Source organism: Streptomyces qaidamensis (assembly GCF_001611795.1).
Classification (GTDB): Bacteria; Actinomycetota; Actinomycetes; order Streptomycetales; family Streptomycetaceae; genus Streptomyces; species Streptomyces qaidamensis.
The window spans coordinates 8211385-8226333 of the sequence record NZ_CP015098.1 but is presented as its reverse complement, the minus strand read 5'-3'; the positions used below and the strand labels follow the sequence as shown (position 1 = coordinate 8226333).

The following is a 14949-nucleotide window of genomic DNA, read 5'->3' as shown; positions in this document are numbered from 1 at the left end:
AGGCCGTCTTCCGGGATCGTTGCGCCGCCCATATCCTCGTGCGCCGATGTTACCGACGGTAAGGGGTAGCGATGAGCGGCACGACGCGCAGAACATTCCTGGGCACTGCCGCGGCCGCCGGCGGTGGCGGGGTCGCCCTCGGCATGCCCCGGCGGGCTTCGGCCCAGGACGGCGCGGCGGCGCAGACCGTGGCCGTACTGGGCGGGGGCGTCGCCGGGCTCACGGCCGCGCACGAACTCGCCGAGCGCGGCTTCCGGGTCACGGTCTACGAGCGCAAGGCGCTGGGCGGCAAGGCCCGCAGCATGGACGTACCGGGCAGCGGCACGGGCGGCCGCCGCCCCCTGCCGGGGGAGCACGGCTTCCGCTTCATCCCCGGCGTCTACCACAACCTGCCCGACACCATGCGGCGCATCCCGTTCCCCGGCAACCCCAACGGCGTCCACGACAACCTCGTCGCCCCCAAGGAGATGCTGTTCGCCCGGTCGGGCGGCCGTGAGGACATCCGGATCCCGCTCCCCTGGCCCGGCAACACCCCTGCCGAACTCACCCCCGACGAGATCCGCCGCGCCTTCACCTCGGTCCTGGACACGGCCTTCAGCCTCCCCCTCCACGAGGCCCTCTACTTCGCCAACCGTTTCCTGGTCTTCCTCACCAGCTGCGACGAGCGCCGTGACGACGTGTGGGAGCGGACGCCGTGGTGGGAGTTCGTACGGGCCGGACGGATGTCCGACGACTACCGACGGATCCTCGCCGTCGGCATCACCCGCAACATCGTGGCCACCAAGGCGGAAGAAGCCAGCACCCGTACGGTCGCCACCCTGATGGAGGCCTTCGTCTTCAACCTCCTCGGGCGGGGCGCGGACGGACCACTGGACCGGATCCTCAACGCACCCACCAACGAAGCCTGGATCGACCCTTGGGTGACGTACCTGAAGTCACTCGGGGTCGAGTTCCGCGTCGGCTGGACCGTACGGGACCTGACCCTGGGCGCGGGTGTGATCACCGGAGCTGTCGTGGAGGAACCGGGAGGCGCGCGCCGGACCGTCACCGCCGACCACTACATCTCGGCGATGCCGGTCGAGCACGCCCGCCGCACCTGGAACTCCGCCGTACGCGCCGCCGACCCCCAACTGGCCGAGTGCGACCGCCTGGAGACGGACTGGATGACCGGCATCCAGTTCTATCTGACCGAACGTACGCCGATCCTGCACGGCCATCTCAACCTCATCGACTCCCCGTGGTCGCTGACCGCGATCGCCCAGGCCCAGCACTGGCCTGGCCACGACTTCCCCGCCGACTTCGGCGACGGCACGGTCGCGGACTGTCTGTCCGTGGACGTCTCCGAGTGGGACCGTCCGGGCATCCTGTACGGCAAGACTGCCAAGCAATGCACCCGTACCGAAGTCGCCCGCGAGGTGTGGGCGCAGTTGAAGGCGGCGCTCAACGACAGCGGCCGTACGGTCCTGAAGGACTCCGTGCTGCACTCCTGGTTCCTCGATCCGGCTGTGGACGGACTGGGCACTCCGCACCCGGTCAACGAGGAGCAGCTGCTGATCCATCCGGTGGGGACCTTCCACCACCGCCCGCGGTCGGCCACGAGGATCCCCAACTTCTTCCTGGCCGGCGACTACGTGGCCGTGCCCATCGATCTCGCCACCATGGAAGGCGCCAACTGCTCGGCCCGGCAAGCCGTCAACGCCCTGCTGGAGCAGACCGGCTCGACCGCCGAGCGGTGCACCGTCACCCCCTTGTACCGGGCCCCCGAGCTGGAGGCGTTCAAGCGGCACGACCGCACCCGGTACCGCCTCCGCCTGCCGAATGTCTTCGACGTCGGCTGAGGCCCGTGGAACCGCTCAGCCCCAGGCCGTCACCGGCACGAACGACCTGTCCCGCCGGGAACGTACCGGCTGTTCCGTGGGCGCCGAGCGGCGGCAGAACGTGCTCGGCGACGACGGCCGGGACGTCCGCTGAGGTCAGGGCTTCGGCCAGCGCCGCGGCGAGTTCGCCCATGAGGACTGCCCGCTCGGGCTCGGCCACCCGGCCGAGGTCCGGCGGCGTGCCGGACATGCCCTCGCGGTGCGCGACGACCCAGGCGGCCACCGAACGCAGATAGAACTGCCGCCTCGTCGGGCTCGCCGGACTCCGCGGCGACGAGCACGGACAGCGCGCCGACCGGCCGCCCCCCGGAACCGATGAGGGGAACCGACGCCGTGCCGCCCGCCCCGACGCCGAGGTGATCCCCCTTCATCCTCCGCGATCCCCGGGGCGAGGCCGTCGGCCGCGGCCAGGCGGATGCGCCCGGCCACAGGACGCCACTGGATCAAGGCACCCAAGCCGCCGAGACACGTCGTCGCCTGATCGAGAGCGAGTGTGAGCTTTTCGCGTCCCAGGGTCCGGTCGGGGCGAACAGCCTCCCGCTGGACATCCTGTACTGCATTGCGAGACGACGTTACGCCTGTTGACTTGAACTCGTCCCTCTCATATCGTTGAAACACTTCTCGAAAGGACGGGACCAGCATGGAGACAGTCGCCCTGATCGGCGTTCTGCTCGTGTCGTGCGCTGGCCGCCGGACCTACGACGAGCCGCTCAGCTACTTCCCGCCCCGGGAAGGGCTGCGTCCCGGTACGGCCGCCGGCGAGCCTCAGACCCCCTTCTGAGGGTTCCGAGTGCGGTTCGTCACCCCGCGACGAACCGCTGCCGTACGAGCGTTCGTAGTCCGTCGTGTCCCCCGCCCAGGGGCTTTTCAGCACATTCTCGAGGAGCATCATCATGACCACCACTGCCGGTCTCCAGCCGATCTCCGGGCCGTCCGCCTGGCGCGGCGACGAGCTGTCGAAGTCCACCGAATGGATCTACGTGCTCGGCGACGCCGAGCGCGCCGAGCTTGAGGCCCTCGGACGCCGATTCGTCGCCGATGACCCCGATCTGCGTACCGTCACCGCCGCCGATTACCCGTTCGACGCCTGCCGCGCCCTCAACGACGAGTGCGCCGCGCAGATGGACACCGGCCGGGGCTTCGTCCTGGTGCGCGGCCTGCGCACCGAGGAGTACGGCGACGCCATGGCCGCGGCCATCTTCTTCATCATGGGCCTGCACCTCGGCCAGCCGATCGGGCAGAACCAGCGGGGGGACCTGCTCGACCACGTGATCGCGACGTCGAACAAGACGCTGTCCGACGAGGGGGCACTGCCCTCCCGCGTCCGGGACCGGCTGCCGTTCCACTCGGACAGCTCCGACGTCGTCGCCCTCATGTGTCTGCGCGGCGCCAAGGAGGGCGGAGCCTCCAGCCTGGTCAGCGGCACCACGATCTACAACGAGATGCTGCGCCGCCGGCCGGATCTCGCCCCCCGGCTCTTCGACACCTACCACTGGGACTGGCGGCGCCAGGACCCCGACTCCCCGGAGCTGACGTACACCTCGCCGATCATCGGCTACGTCGACGGAGTCTTCAGCACCTACGCGGGCAACTCGATGATCTTCAGCGCCCAGGAGTACCCCGGTGTGCCGCCACTGACGCCCGACCAGGTCGATGCCATCAACCTCTTCGACGAGATCTCGCAGGAGCCCGGCCTGCCGATCGACATGGACTTCCAGCCGGGAGACGTGCAGTGGCTGCTCAACTACGCCGCACTGCACTCGCGCACCAGCTACGTCGACCACCCGGAGCCGGAGCGTCGTCGGCACCTGCTGCGTCTGTGGCTGAAGCGGGACGTCGGCCGCCCGCTGGCTCCCCGGTTCGGCAAGCACGTCGTCGAGATGGGTGAGCCCACGAAGCCGCTCGTGCCCGGGGGCCGGTTCCGCATCGTCGACGCCGTCAGCGTGAACGACGACTGGGGAGTGTGACCCCACCCGGCGACTCCTGACTGCCGCAGCCATGCCGACGCATGGCTGCGGCAGTTGTCTGTGTGCCCGGGGAAAGAAGTCCGGCCCACTGCCGGGCAGAAGAGCGCGGCGCACCTCGGCATCGGCGGTCTCCGCCGTCACCCAGCCACAACGTGATGCGGCGGCGCGCAGGTGATCAGCGCGCCGCCGTATCAGCGACCGGAGTGCCGGTGGTGTCGTGCCGACAGCGTCGACGAGGTACTGCCCCGCAGGTCTACGAACCTGTCCGGTAAGGGATGAGCACCCTCGCCGCCGTCTTGCCGGCGACCTCCTCGGGGGTGACGCCGGGGGCGGTCTCGACGAGGACCAGACCGTCGTCGGTGACGTCGAGGACGGCGAGGTCGGTGATGATCCGGTCGACGCAGCCCTTCCCGGTGAGCGGCAGATCGCACTCCTGGACGATCTTCGGGCTGCCGTCCTTCGCGGTGTGCGTCATCGTGACGATCACCCGGCGGGCACCGTGGACGAGGTCCATGGCTCCGCCGATGCCGGTCACCATTCGGCCGGGGATCGCCCAGTTGGCGAGGTCACCCAACTCGGAGACCTGCATGGCGCCGAGGACGGCGGTGTCGATGTGACCGCCGCGGATCATGCCGAAGGACAGCGCCGAGTCGAAGAACGCCGCTCCGGGCAGCACCGTGACGGTCTCCTTGCCCGCGTTGATCAGGTCGGGATCGACCTGGTCCTCGTAGGGGAAGGGGCCGGTGCCGAGGATGCCGTTCTCCGACTCCAGCACCACATGGACGCCCGCCGGCAGATGGTTGGGGATGAGGGTCGGCAGACCGATGCCCAGGTTGACGTACTCGCCGTCGCGCAGTTCACGGGCCGCGCGGGCGGCCATCTCATCGCGTGTCCAGGCCATCAGGACCGTACCTCCCTGTCTTCCCTGGTGCTGACTGTGAGGTTCTCGATCTTCTTGTCGACGGCCTGCTCGGCGGTGAGGGCCACCACCCGCTGCACGAAGATGCCCGGCAGATGGACCTGGTCCGGTTCGATGCCGCCCGGCTCGACCAGTTCCTCCACCTCGGCGATGGTGACGCGGCCGGCCATGGCCGCCAGCGGGTTGAAGTTGCGGGCCGACTTGTTGAACACCAGGTTCCCGTGCCGGTCCCCCTTCGCCGCCCGCACCAGGGCGAAGTCGGTGGTGATCCCGCGCTCCAGGACGTACTCATCGCCGTCGAACTCGCGGACCTCCTTGGGCGGCGAGGCGACAACGACGCCACCGTCGGCGCCGTACCGCCACGGCAGCCCGCCGTCGGCGACCAGGGTGCCGACGCCGGCCGGAGTGTAGAAGGCCGGTATGCCGCAGCCCCCGGCCCTCAGCCGCTCGGCGAGCGTGCCCTGGGGGATCAGCTCCAGCTCGATCTCGCCGCCCAGGTACTGCCGGGCGAACTCCTTGTTCCCGCCGATGTAGCTGCCGGTCACGCGCGCGATCCGGCCCGCGGTGAGCAGCACGGCGAGACCGGACTCAAGAGCGCCACAGTTGTTCGAGAACACGTCCAGCCCTGTCACTCCGGCGTCGTACAAGGCCTGGATCAAAGCTTCCGGGACTCCGCTCAGACCGAACCCGCCGACCGTCAGGGAGGCTCCGTCCGGGACGTCCGCGACGGCTTCGGAGGCTGAGGCGACGACTTTGTCCATCCGCCCGCCACTTCCTTTCAGGGCGTCCGCCCTACATGAGTTGTGCACCCGCGGACTTCAGTTCACGGGTGCCTTGATGTCTTACGCAGCTCGACCGTCGGGATCACACCGGTGCACTCAGGAGCTTGCGGTACACGCGGGCGAAGGCGGTCAGCTCCGTCAACGACAGGGAATCGCGACGTGGTTCGTCGGCGGCCGGCTTCGCCTGCGGGCCGAGGCGTACGGTGTCGACGCCTCGGGCACGCAGTACGACGCCGTCGGTCGAGCCCGTCCAGCCGGCGATCGGCGGCGGCTGTGTACCGAACTCGTCGAGCCAGGCCGCGCGTGCGGCCGTCAGCAGCGGGGCGTCGGCCGGCGTGGCCGCGGCGGCTGCGACCGGCTCGGCCTCCACGTCGACCGCGCAGTGACGTAGTGCCGACCGCGCGCACCGCGCCCGCAGCCGGTCGGTCAGCTCCACCGCCAGCGCCTTCGGCTCCACCTGGTCACCGGCGACGACGTACAGATCGATCCGCAGCAGGGCCGGCAGCAGGTCCGGCTTGTCCGGCCATCCCCCGCTGATCGCGCCGATGCCGCATGCCCGGCCGGTCTGCCCCGCCCTGGGGTCGGCGGCCAGGTAGGACGTGCGCCAGTCGGCCAGCTCGTCCAGGACGACGCCGGCCGCGGCGACGACTCCCCCGGGCGGCGTGGCCGACTCCGCCATCATCGCGGCCCCCGACCGGCCCGTCACCCGGACCGTCAGGTAGAACGCGCCCGGCTCATGCCACAGCAGCGTGGGCGGGCCGCACTTGGCCACGATGGCCGAGGGCGGCAGCGGGCAGGTGTCGGCGTACGCCTCCAGGCCGGTGATCCCGCTCCCGCGGCGGTGCGTCCCGGAGCCGGCGAGCAGCAGCCGGCCGGCCCCCGCCTCGGCGAAGGCGACCAGGGCGGCGGCCGCGGGCCCTCGGGCGACGCCGAGGCCGAAGCCGGTCACCGCGTCGTCCTTCACCGCGAGCGGACCGACCGGCGTGGCGTCGCCGGTCACCAGCCGGTTGAACTCACCGCCGTTGTCCAGCGACGTGTCGAGGTGGGAGTACAGCAGCGGCCCGGCTCCGTGTGCGGCCACCAGGCTGCCGCCCGCGGAGCCGTGCTCCAGCACCTGCCACTCGATGTGCGGCCACCGCTCGGCGCACCAGGCGCGCAACCGGTGGGCCGCCGTGCGCTCCTCGCCGCGGGGGGCGGGGGTCGCGTCGAGCAGGTGCAGGACGTCGAGCAGCTGCTGTCTCAAAAACGGCCCCAGTCGTCGGAGGCCGGACGCCACACATCGATGTTGCGCGGGTCGGCCGGCATCCTGCGGGGCCGGTGCGTCTCGTGCTCCTCCGGCGTGAACACCCGGTGCCGGTCGCACAGTTCGTAACGCGGCCCGAAACGGGTGTCATGCATGTAGAACGCGATCGATGTCGACGCCGAGTGGTTGACGATGTCGGAGGCGATCGGCGCGCCCTTGTACAGCGCGCGGGCGCGCATGCGCATGACGTGGTCGAGGCTCTTCATCGCGAAGCACAGGTGGGCGACGTAGTGCTCGGTGTTGTTCTGGATCGCGAGGCTGTGGTGGTAGCGGTCCTCACAGCGGAAGAAGGTGGTCGAGCCGACGACGTGGTCCGAGGGCCGGAACCTCAGGACGTTCTGGTAGAAGTCCACCGACTCCTCGAACTTCGCGGTGGCGATGAAGGGGTGCACCAGGTCGAGCGGCCGGATCTCGAGGTGTGGCGGCTCGGCGTACTCCTGGAACTCGGTGAACAGCTCGACGATGAGGCCGTCGGGGTCCTTCACGGCGAAGCCGTTGTCGCACAGCGCCTTCTGCCGCTCCTGTAGCTCCAGCACCTCCAGTCCGGCGTCGAGGACGCTCTTGTGGAGCTGTTCGAGGACCTCCTCGCTCTCCACGCTGTAGCCGACCGCGGTCGTCCACCCGTCGGTGCGCTCGGGGGTGTGGATCAGCTCGATCGAGTGGTGCTCGATGTCGGCACGCAGGTACGCGTACTCGTCCGTGCGCTGCTCCAGTTGCAGACCGACGTGGTACTCCAGGAAGTCGATCGTGGCCTGCATGTCCGGAACTTCGATGCGGGCGTACTCCATGCCGTACGGGCCGTGCGGGCGTGTGCTCACCGGCGATGTCCTTCCTGCGGAGAGCGGGGAACGCTCGGCGAACTCGAACGAGGTGATGGCCTGCTGGGCGATGACCGGCCGCCAGCGCGTGCGCACGAAGCTCTCGTGGGACTCGCTGCCGAGATAGGCGAGCAGGTCGTCCTGACTGTCGAAGTCGACGGCCATCGTGTGGGTGAAGGTCTGGTCGCGGGTGCTGATGTTCTCGCCGAGGACGAAGCCGCGCATGGCCGGGTACCGGTCCGGGAAGGTACGCAGCTCGGCCAGCACGGACTCCCGCGTGGTCTCGTCGGCCCCGTCGGCGAAACGGAAGGACAGGGTGTGTCGGATCATCGGGTCACCATCCGTCGCCGGCTAGAGGATGAAGCTGAGCCGGGCGCCTGCCGCCAGCGACTCGTGGCCGAGGACCGAGCGCCGCAACCGGAAACGGAGTCCGTCCTCGGTCGGCACCAGGAGGTGGTCGTACCACCCGACGTAGGCGTCGAAGTGACCGTCGCGGGCACGGTGCACCACGAAGGACGCCGAAACCCGGAAGGCATCCTCCGTGTCCCCTTCGGACAGCCGCACGTTGGACACCAGCCGGTGCGTGCGCGAGTGGGGGTTCTCGGCATGTGCCTTGCGTGACTTCAGGCGCTTGACCCGCGCCCGGAGCAGGTCCCAGTCGTCGTCGACGAACGATCCGGTCTCGTGCGGCGACCAGCCGGGGCGGTGGTCGGTGGTCGGGATCTCGTAGCGTGCGCCGGGCTCGAAGAGGGCCAGCCAGCCGTCGTAGTCCCAGTGATCGAGGATGTCCGCCTCGGTGTAGAGGAAGTCCTCCACCTCCTGACGGGTGACGGTGTGTCCGGCGCACCGCACGGATGCGCTGTTGCTGATCATGGTCATCGCACGTCCCTCCCCGCCAGGAAGGACGCCGGACGCTCGCCATGGATCTCGAGGCCGTCGTCGAGCCCTATGGCTTCGACCCACTGTCTCCAGAAGCCCCGCATGGCGCCTTCGTCGATCGAGCGGCCCTGCACTCCCTTCACCTCGTCGGCCATGCCGCGCGACATGTCGCTGTAGTCCAGCTCGGGCTGGACGGTGCCCGCCGTGGCCTGGATGCCGCGCTGGACCGCCTCGTACGCCTCGATGTCGTCCGGTGTGGCGAGTCCGCCCGGGCCGACGAAGCTGACGACCGTCTTCATGCGCAGGGCTCGCGTGTCCGGGTCCTCCTCGCGGGGGACCAGCTGCCAGGCACGTACGTCGGTCTGGTCGGGTGCCACCGGCTCCAGCTGCCGGATCGACAGGCCCTCGATGTCGAACAGCAGCAGGTTGGGGAACACGAACAGGATGTGGCTCTCGTCGGCCACATGATGCGCCCGCTTCTCCCCCAGCCGCTGCGTCATCTCGGCTCGGTGGGCCTCGGTGCGGACCCTCTCGTCCTCGCCGAAGCGCGGTTCCCAGAGCATGCTGATGCGTCCGCCGTGCCCGGTCAGGACCAGGAGCCCGTGGCCGTTGCCGAGGTTGTACGCGTACTGGTTGTCGTCGGTGACGGCGTAGCCGCTCTCGCGCAGGTAGCCCACGAACGTGTTGTGCGTCGGCGCGAAGTGGTAGCCGTCCATGGCGTTCTCGACGGCGAGTTTCCAGTTGCCGCGCACGCTGTAGAGCTGTGTGCCGGGCAGTGTGGTCATGCCGCCGACGTGCTGCTGTTCGATCATCGTCATGTAGTCGGCCGCATCGCCGAGGTACTCCAGCAGCGGTGGAACGTCAGGATCGAAGGCGACGAAGACGAACCCCTCGTGGATCTCCAGGCGCGGCACGCTGCGCAGCCCCATCGAGGCTCCGAACTCCTCGCTCGACTCGTAGGCGCCGGCATCGGGGATCGCGGCGAGCTCGCCGTTGTTGCGGAACGTCCAGGCGTGGTAGAAGCACTGGAAGAGCCTGGTCGAGCCCTCGTTCTCGCGGCACAGCACGGTGCCGCGGTGCGGACACGAGTTCAGGAACGCGTGCACCTCGCCGGCACTGTCCCGGCAGAAGATCAGCGGCCGGCCGCCGAGGGTGCGGACCTTGAAGTCGTTGGGGTTGGGGATCTCGGTCTCGTGCCCGAGGTAGAGCCAGGTGTGCATCCACACCCAGCCGCGTTCCCGGGCAAAGATCTCCGCGTTGCGGTACGCCTCGCGGTTGACCCGGAAGGTGAGCTGGTCCCAGTCCTCGACGATCATCGGCGCTGGGACGGTCCGGGGATTGCTTCCCATGGGGAGTTTGCCTCTCACAAGTCCCGACCCGAGTGACGCCCCGTGAGACGCCATCTCGTATGTCGCATTAGCGTCCCCTAGCACACTCGACGCTGTCAAGCATTCACCGCACGGTTGACACCTCGACCCTGCACCGCCATCATTCCGTTCCACATTGAAATACACCGTCTCGCATTCTGTGCGACCGTGTGAAGGGCAACAAGCTCGTGCCGTACGTCATCACTCAGGCCTGCGTCGACGTCATGGACAAGTCGTGTATGGAGGAGTGCCCGGCCGACTGCATCTACGAGGGCGATCGGATGCTCTACATCCAGCCCGACGAATGCGTCGAGTGCGGGCGCTGCGAACCCGTCTGTCCGCAGATCTCCATCTTCCACCACGAGGACCTGCCGGAGGAGAGCAAGGGGTTCGAGCGCATCAACGCCGAGTTCTTCACCCTCGGCACCGACCCCCTGGGCTCACCCGGCGGGGCCCGCAAGGTCGGCCGGGTCGGCCACGACCACCCGGAGGTGGGAGCATGACCGGCCTCGCGGCCGCAGGCGCCGGTCCGGAACTGTCGGTCGACCTGCTCATCATCGGCGCCGGCCCGACCGGGCTGTACGGCGCGTACTACGCCGGGTTCCGCGGCATGAGCGTCGCGGTCGCCGACGCGCTGCCGGCGGTGGGCGGCCAGATCGCCGCGCTGTACCCCGAGAAGCTCATCTACGACGTGGCCGGCTTTCCGGCCGTCCGGGGTCAGGACCTGGTGGACCGGCTGGCCGAGCAGGCCTGGCGGTGGAACCCCACCTACCTGCTCGGACACGGGGTCACCCGGCTGGACGAGACGGGCGAGAGCATCGTCGCCACCACCGACGCCGGCGCACGGATCACCGCGGGTGCGGTGCTCGTCTGCGGCGGGATCGGTAACTTCATCCCCCGTGAGCTTCCGGTGGGTTCCGAGTACCTGGACCGGGGGCTGCGGTACTTCGTGCCGAGGTTGCACGAGCTCGCCGGACAGGACGTCGTGGTGGTCGGCGGCGGCGACTCCGCGCTGGACTGGGCACTGTCACTGGAGTCGCTCGCGTCGTCGGTGACGCTGGTGCACCGGCGTACGCGATTCCGGGCCCACGAGCGCAGTGTCGAGCAGGTGCACGCATCCTCCGTGCGGGTCCTGACGCCGTACGAGGTCGAGAAGATATCCGGCGACGGGACGGTGTCGGAGATCGTGGTGGCGAGCTCCGACGGAGATCGGATCACCCTGCCCGCCCAGTCCGTCGTGGCCGCGCTCGGCTTCATCGCCGACCTCGGCCCGATCGAGCAGTGGGGACTGGAGCTGCGCCGCAGGCGCATCCTCGTCGACCGTACGATGCGCACGAACCGGGAGCGCGTCTTCGCGGCCGGCGACATCTCCGACTTCGACGGCAAGGTCAGCCTCATCTCCATCGGCTTCGGTGAAGCGGCCCTGGCCGTCAATCACATCGCCGCCCTGCTCGACCCGGCATGCTCGGTCACGCCGGGGCACTCCTCCGACGCGTGAGATCGCCGCACGAGGCAGCGGTGAGCGGGAGTGATCTGCGGCCGTCGGCCGTCAGGCTCCCGTTCACCGCCGCGACGGCGCGGACCAGCGTCCCAGGGCTCTTTCACGCACCATGACCAAACCCTTACCATTGCTCTATTCAAGACGGCGTTTCATTTGACGTCTCAAACTCATTGACTGGGCACGGACAGGAGCGAGACATCCATGGCCACGAAGGCGCAGCACGGTATCGGCGAGCAGGACGGCCCGGACAGGACCGCGCCGACCATCCAGACGGTGCAGCGTGCGGCGCTGATCCTCGGCTCGTTCACGGTCGGCAAGCCGCACATGAGCCTCAACGAGATCACCGCGCGTCTCGGGGCGAGCAAGGCGACCGCGCACCGGTACACCAAGGCACTGCGGGCGGCGAACCTGCTCCGGTACGACGAGCGCACCTCGCTGTACTCCCTCGGGCCCCAGGTGCTCACGCTCGCCACGGCGGCCCGGGCCGGCCTGCCGATCGTCGCCGCCGCCGAGCCGTACATGGAGGAACTGGTCAGGCGCATCGACGAGACGATCGTGCTGTCGGTCTGGGACGGTGAATCGGCGACCGTGGTGCGCTCGGTGGACAACACCGACCACATGGTGCGCATCAGCGTCCGGGTCGGCTCACGCCTGAACCTCACGTCCTCGGCGCAGGGACGCGTCTTCCTCGCGTTCCTGCCCACGGAGCAGGTACCGACGCTGCCGCGTTCGGTCCGCAAGTCGGAGCTCAACGAGGAGCTCGAGGCCATCCGGAAGCACGGGCTGTCGGTCAACTCCCCCACCGTCAACGGGGTCCGCACCGTCGCGGCGCCGATCTTCGAAGGGGACAAGATCAGCGGAACGCTCGCCATCGTCGGCACGACGGCGACCGTGCCCGACGACGTCGCGTCGCCGATGGCCCAGGCACTGCTGGAGACCGCCCGCGCGCTGTCACAGCGGCTGGGCACTTCCGAGGACGCACCCAACGGCGGCTGATCCGGTCCCGACGACAGCTCGAAGGGCCCACCGCTCAGGCGGTGGGCCCTTTGACTTTCGGCTCCGGCCACCGGGGACGAGGTCGCCCCACGGGCAGCGCCATGTCACGGCGACTGAGCCATCGCCCCGGCTGCGGCGCTGTGTCAGACAACGCCCCCGGGTCGCCGTCCGGTCAGCGAGGGCCCGCGGAGCAGCGCGCCGGTATGCCGCTCAGGGAAGCAGGTCGGCCCGCGGCGGGACGAAGAAGTCGATGTTCACGCAGGGGCTCTCCGTCGGCTCCACGTAGTGCTCGCTGCCGCGGGGAACCAGCAGGAACGATCCGGCACGCATGTCGTGCGCGACACCGTCCACGTAGTAGTTGGCGCGCCCCTCGGCTATGTGGACCAGTTGGTCGAAGGTTTCGTGCCGGTGCGGGTTGAGGGTCATGCCGACGTCGAGCTCGTGGTGGCAGATCATCACCTCGTCCGTCGCGTAGACGCGACGGCGGACCCCCGGCCGCACCTGGGTCACCGGTAGCTCGTCCCAGTTGACGACGGTGTCGAACAGCGCTGCGTTGCGTGTGCTCACTGGTTCTCCTCTCGGACGGCCGCCCGCAGGCCGGCCGCCAACATCTGCAGGTCCGAGCCGACGACCAGGTAGTCGGCGTCGGCAAGGCCCAAGTCCTTCGCGGCCCCCCGGGCCGGTGCCCAGCCGCCGAACGCCACCGCCGCGGAGCGGGCGGCGTCACGAACCCGGTCCACGGCGCCGCGCAGCTCCGCCGGGTCCGCCGACAGGCCCAGGTCGACCGCGAGGTCCGTGCTGCCGACGAAGCACACGTCGAGAGCGGCGAGCAGATCCGGCAGAGGATCGGTGGACGCCGTCTCGATCTGGCCGACGAGCACCGGCGGGTCGTCCTGCTCGCGGCGGAGGAACCCGGCCAGCGGGGTCGCACCGAACCGGGCGGCCCTGTTGGCCAGGCTCACCGAACGGCGGCCGGATGGAGCGAACCGGGTCGCGGCGACGAGTGCGTCGGCCTGGGCGACGCGGGTGAGCATGGAGAGCTGGATGCCCGCCGCCCCGGCCTCCAGGAGCCGATTGACCGCGGCGGCGTCCACCTCCGGCACGCGGACCAGGGCCGGCAGCCCGCACACGTCGGCGTGGCGCACCAGGTCGACGGCGTCTCGTTCGGTGAGGGTGGAATGTTCGAGGTCGACGACCACGAACGCGAATCCGGCCGCCGCGGCCAGTTCCACCACGTCGGGCGACGCCAGCTTGACGAACGTGCCGACAGCGGGTTCCTCCGCCGTCAGGGCCGCGCGAAGGCGGCGCCGCAGCAGGTGGACGTCACCGGCGGTCATGGCTTCCTCCCGGGATGTGCGTGCTTGTCAGGCCGTCTTCAGCCCCCGCCACGGCACGATGTCGACCTCGGCGCCACCGTGCAGCACCACGGTCGGCTCCAGGCGCGGCGCGACGATCGTGTTGCCGGCGGCGTCGGGCAGGGTGACCTCGTCGGTCCAGTCGACGACTGTCACGTCGGCCCGCCCGCCGACCTCCAGGCGCCCGTAGCCCTCGGCATCGAGCCCGAGCAGCTGGGCCGGCGCGACGGTGGCCCGCCGGACGCACTCCTCCAGCGGCGCACCGAGCGCGACCAGCTTGGAGATGCTGGTGAGCAGGTCGAACACCGGGCCTCGCCAGTTGCGGGCGCTGGTGTCGGAGCTGAGGACGTCGGGCAGGAATCCGTCGGCGATCGCCCGGCGCGCCACCTCGAAACTGAGGTTGCTCTTGCCGTGAGCGGAGTCGAAGAGGACGCCCCGCTCACGAGCCGCGTTGACGGCGGGCTGCACCTTGTCGCCGTCGAGGATGCCGTAGGGCTTGCCGGTGTAGCAGTGCGCCACGATGTCGCCGGGGCGCAGGTAGTCCAGGACGACGGGCAGCGGCTCCGAGGTCTCGCCGATGTGCAGCATCAGCGGCAGCCCGGCCTGTTCGGCCAGCGCCACGGACTTCTTCAGCAGCGACTCCCAGTTCTCGCCGACGACGTCCTCGGACAGGCGGATCTTGAAGCCGCGCACGATGTCGGGGTGGGCCTCGGCGGTCGCGAGCGCGTCTTCGGGGACCAGGGTGTCGGGGTTCAGCAGCTCGCCGAACCTGAAGTCGATCAGGCCGAGCACCGAGACGTTGAGGAAGTTGACGATGCGCAGCGGGTTGGCCTCGACCACCAGCTTGCGGAAGGCCGCGAACGTAGAGGCGCCGGCCGTGCCCGCATCGGCCGCGGCGACCACACCGCGGCGCAGATGGGCCTCCTCGGCCGGGGCGCCGACGGCGGAGACGTACTGGAAGATGTGGGTGTGGCCCTCGACGAGGCCGGGCAGCACGGTGGAGCCGGTGACGTCGATCGTGCGGGCCGCGTTCGTCGCCAGGCCCTTCCCGATCGCGGCGATGCGGTCACCGGTGACCGCCACGTCGAGCCGGGCGTTGGTGTCCGACGCCGGATCGATGACGGTGCCGCCGGCCAGGACGAGGTCGTAGGACGGGGCGGAGGAGATGGACATCGATGTGCACTC

At 69.8% G+C, this 14949-nt stretch carries 15 protein-coding genes; 6 read left to right on the top strand and 9 right to left on the bottom strand.

From position 1 onward, the window contains the following. The first annotated feature begins 71 nt into the window (after positions 1-71). The 3 genes from A4E84_RS36060 to A4E84_RS36055 all read left to right on the top strand — a co-directional run bounded on the left by A4E84_RS36060 (position 72) and on the right by A4E84_RS36055 (position 3844). On the top strand, positions 72-1838 hold the full coding sequence (locus tag A4E84_RS36060) for a hydroxysqualene dehydroxylase (protein ID WP_062930577.1): 1767 nt from the start codon (positions 72-74) through the stop codon (positions 1836-1838). Positions 1839-2517: 679 nt separating this feature from the next. Next, a complete protein-coding gene (locus A4E84_RS43135) occupies positions 2518-2658 on the top strand; it encodes a hypothetical protein (protein ID WP_020277398.1) in 141 nt (46 codons plus the stop codon). 112 nt (positions 2659-2770) lie between these two features. Further along, positions 2771-3844 (top strand): TauD/TfdA family dioxygenase, encoded by a 1074-nt coding sequence (locus tag A4E84_RS36055; RefSeq protein WP_062930576.1) that lies wholly within the window; start codon positions 2771-2773, stop codon positions 3842-3844. Positions 3845-4097: 253 nt separating this feature from the next. On the opposite strand, the gene A4E84_RS36050 is transcribed toward A4E84_RS36055, so the two are convergent. The 6 genes from A4E84_RS36050 to A4E84_RS36025 all read right to left on the bottom strand — a co-directional run bounded on the left by A4E84_RS36050 (position 4098) and on the right by A4E84_RS36025 (position 9894). Continuing rightward, positions 4098-4745, bottom strand: a complete 648-nt coding sequence (locus A4E84_RS36050) for a CoA transferase subunit B (RefSeq protein ID WP_062930575.1) — start codon at positions 4743-4745, stop codon at positions 4098-4100. Beyond that, positions 4745-5524, bottom strand: a complete 780-nt coding sequence (locus A4E84_RS36045) for a CoA transferase subunit A (protein ID WP_062930574.1) — start codon at positions 5522-5524, stop codon at positions 4745-4747. Before A4E84_RS36045 ends, A4E84_RS36050 begins: the two co-directional genes overlap by 1 nt. A 103-nt stretch (positions 5525-5627) precedes the next feature. Continuing rightward, a complete protein-coding gene (locus A4E84_RS36040; RefSeq protein WP_062930573.1) occupies positions 5628-6788 on the bottom strand; it encodes a zinc-binding metallopeptidase family protein in 1161 nt (386 codons plus the stop codon). Further along, complete coding sequence (locus A4E84_RS36035) at positions 6785-7996, bottom strand: Dabb family protein (protein WP_062930572.1); 1212 nt, start codon at positions 7994-7996, stop codon at positions 6785-6787. Before A4E84_RS36035 ends, A4E84_RS36040 begins: the two co-directional genes overlap by 4 nt. A gap of 21 nt (positions 7997-8017) precedes the next feature. Continuing rightward, on the bottom strand, positions 8018-8545 hold the full coding sequence (locus A4E84_RS36030) for an aromatic-ring-hydroxylating dioxygenase subunit beta (RefSeq protein ID WP_063827533.1): 528 nt from the start codon (positions 8543-8545) through the stop codon (positions 8018-8020). Next, on the bottom strand, positions 8542-9894 hold the full coding sequence (locus A4E84_RS36025) for an aromatic ring-hydroxylating oxygenase subunit alpha (RefSeq protein ID WP_159029655.1): 1353 nt from the start codon (positions 9892-9894) through the stop codon (positions 8542-8544). Before A4E84_RS36025 ends, A4E84_RS36030 begins: the two co-directional genes overlap by 4 nt. 188 nt (positions 9895-10082) lie before the next feature. Here A4E84_RS36025 and fdxA point away from each other — a divergent pair, with 188 nt between their 5' ends. The 3 genes from fdxA to A4E84_RS36010 all read left to right on the top strand — a co-directional run bounded on the left by fdxA (position 10083) and on the right by A4E84_RS36010 (position 12409). Further along, entirely contained in the window at positions 10083-10415 is a 333-nt protein-coding gene (fdxA, locus tag A4E84_RS36020) for a ferredoxin (protein ID WP_418082241.1), read from the top strand. Next, entirely contained in the window at positions 10412-11410 is a 999-nt protein-coding gene (locus A4E84_RS36015; RefSeq protein WP_062930570.1) for an NAD(P)/FAD-dependent oxidoreductase, read from the top strand. The genes fdxA and A4E84_RS36015 overlap by 4 nt, the downstream gene beginning before the upstream one ends. A 204-nt stretch (positions 11411-11614) precedes the next feature. Continuing rightward, complete coding sequence (locus A4E84_RS36010; protein WP_062930569.1) at positions 11615-12409, top strand: IclR family transcriptional regulator; 795 nt, start codon at positions 11615-11617, stop codon at positions 12407-12409. Between the two features lie 210 nt (positions 12410-12619). Here the strand turns inward: A4E84_RS36010 and A4E84_RS36005 are convergent, their stop codons facing one another. Genes A4E84_RS36005 through A4E84_RS35995 form a run of 3 tightly spaced genes read right to left on the bottom strand, consistent with a single transcriptional unit; the run spans position 12620 to position 14937 of the window. After that, positions 12620-12976 carry a cupin domain-containing protein gene (locus A4E84_RS36005; protein WP_062930568.1) on the bottom strand — a complete coding sequence of 119 codons (357 nt, stop codon included), beginning with the start codon at positions 12974-12976 and terminating at the stop codon, positions 12620-12622. Continuing rightward, positions 12973-13746: an aldolase/citrate lyase family protein gene (locus A4E84_RS36000; protein ID WP_062930567.1), complete on the bottom strand. Its 774-nt coding sequence runs from the start codon at positions 13744-13746 to the stop codon at positions 12973-12975. The genes A4E84_RS36005 and A4E84_RS36000 overlap by 4 nt, the downstream gene beginning before the upstream one ends. Before the next feature lie 27 nt (positions 13747-13773). Continuing rightward, positions 13774-14937, bottom strand: a complete 1164-nt coding sequence (locus A4E84_RS35995) for an amidohydrolase family protein (protein WP_062930566.1) — start codon at positions 14935-14937, stop codon at positions 13774-13776. Between the last annotated feature and the right edge of the window lie 12 nt (positions 14938-14949).

Excerpts from the sequence above, each read along its gene's own strand:
- A4E84_RS36060 (WP_062930577.1), top strand. The coding sequence starts at position 72 with ATGAGCGGCACGACGCGCAGAACATTCCTGGGCACTGCCGCGGCCGCC.
- A4E84_RS36030 (WP_063827533.1), bottom strand. The coding sequence starts at position 8,545 with ATGACCATGATCAGCAACAGCGCATCCGTGCGGTGCGCCGGACACACC.
- A4E84_RS35995 (WP_062930566.1), bottom strand. The coding sequence starts at position 14,937 with ATGTCCATCTCCTCCGCCCCGTCCTACGACCTCGTCCTGGCCGGCGGC.
- A4E84_RS36025 (WP_159029655.1), bottom strand. The coding sequence starts at position 9,894 with ATGGGAAGCAATCCCCGGACCGTCCCAGCGCCGATGATCGTCGAGGAC.
- A4E84_RS36035 (WP_062930572.1), bottom strand. The coding sequence starts at position 7,996 with ATGATCCGACACACCCTGTCCTTCCGTTTCGCCGACGGGGCCGACGAG.
- A4E84_RS36045 (WP_062930574.1), bottom strand. The coding sequence starts at position 5,524 with ATGGACAAAGTCGTCGCCTCAGCCTCCGAAGCCGTCGCGGACGTCCCG.
- A4E84_RS36055 (WP_062930576.1), top strand. The coding sequence starts at position 2,771 with ATGACCACCACTGCCGGTCTCCAGCCGATCTCCGGGCCGTCCGCCTGG.
- A4E84_RS36015 (WP_062930570.1), top strand. The coding sequence starts at position 10,412 with ATGACCGGCCTCGCGGCCGCAGGCGCCGGTCCGGAACTGTCGGTCGAC.
- A4E84_RS36010 (WP_062930569.1), top strand. The coding sequence starts at position 11,615 with ATGGCCACGAAGGCGCAGCACGGTATCGGCGAGCAGGACGGCCCGGAC.
- A4E84_RS36050 (WP_062930575.1), bottom strand. The coding sequence starts at position 4,745 with ATGGCCTGGACACGCGATGAGATGGCCGCCCGCGCGGCCCGTGAACTG.
- A4E84_RS36000 (WP_062930567.1), bottom strand. The coding sequence starts at position 13,746 with ATGACCGCCGGTGACGTCCACCTGCTGCGGCGCCGCCTTCGCGCGGCC.
- A4E84_RS43135 (WP_020277398.1), top strand. The coding sequence starts at position 2,518 with ATGGAGACAGTCGCCCTGATCGGCGTTCTGCTCGTGTCGTGCGCTGGC.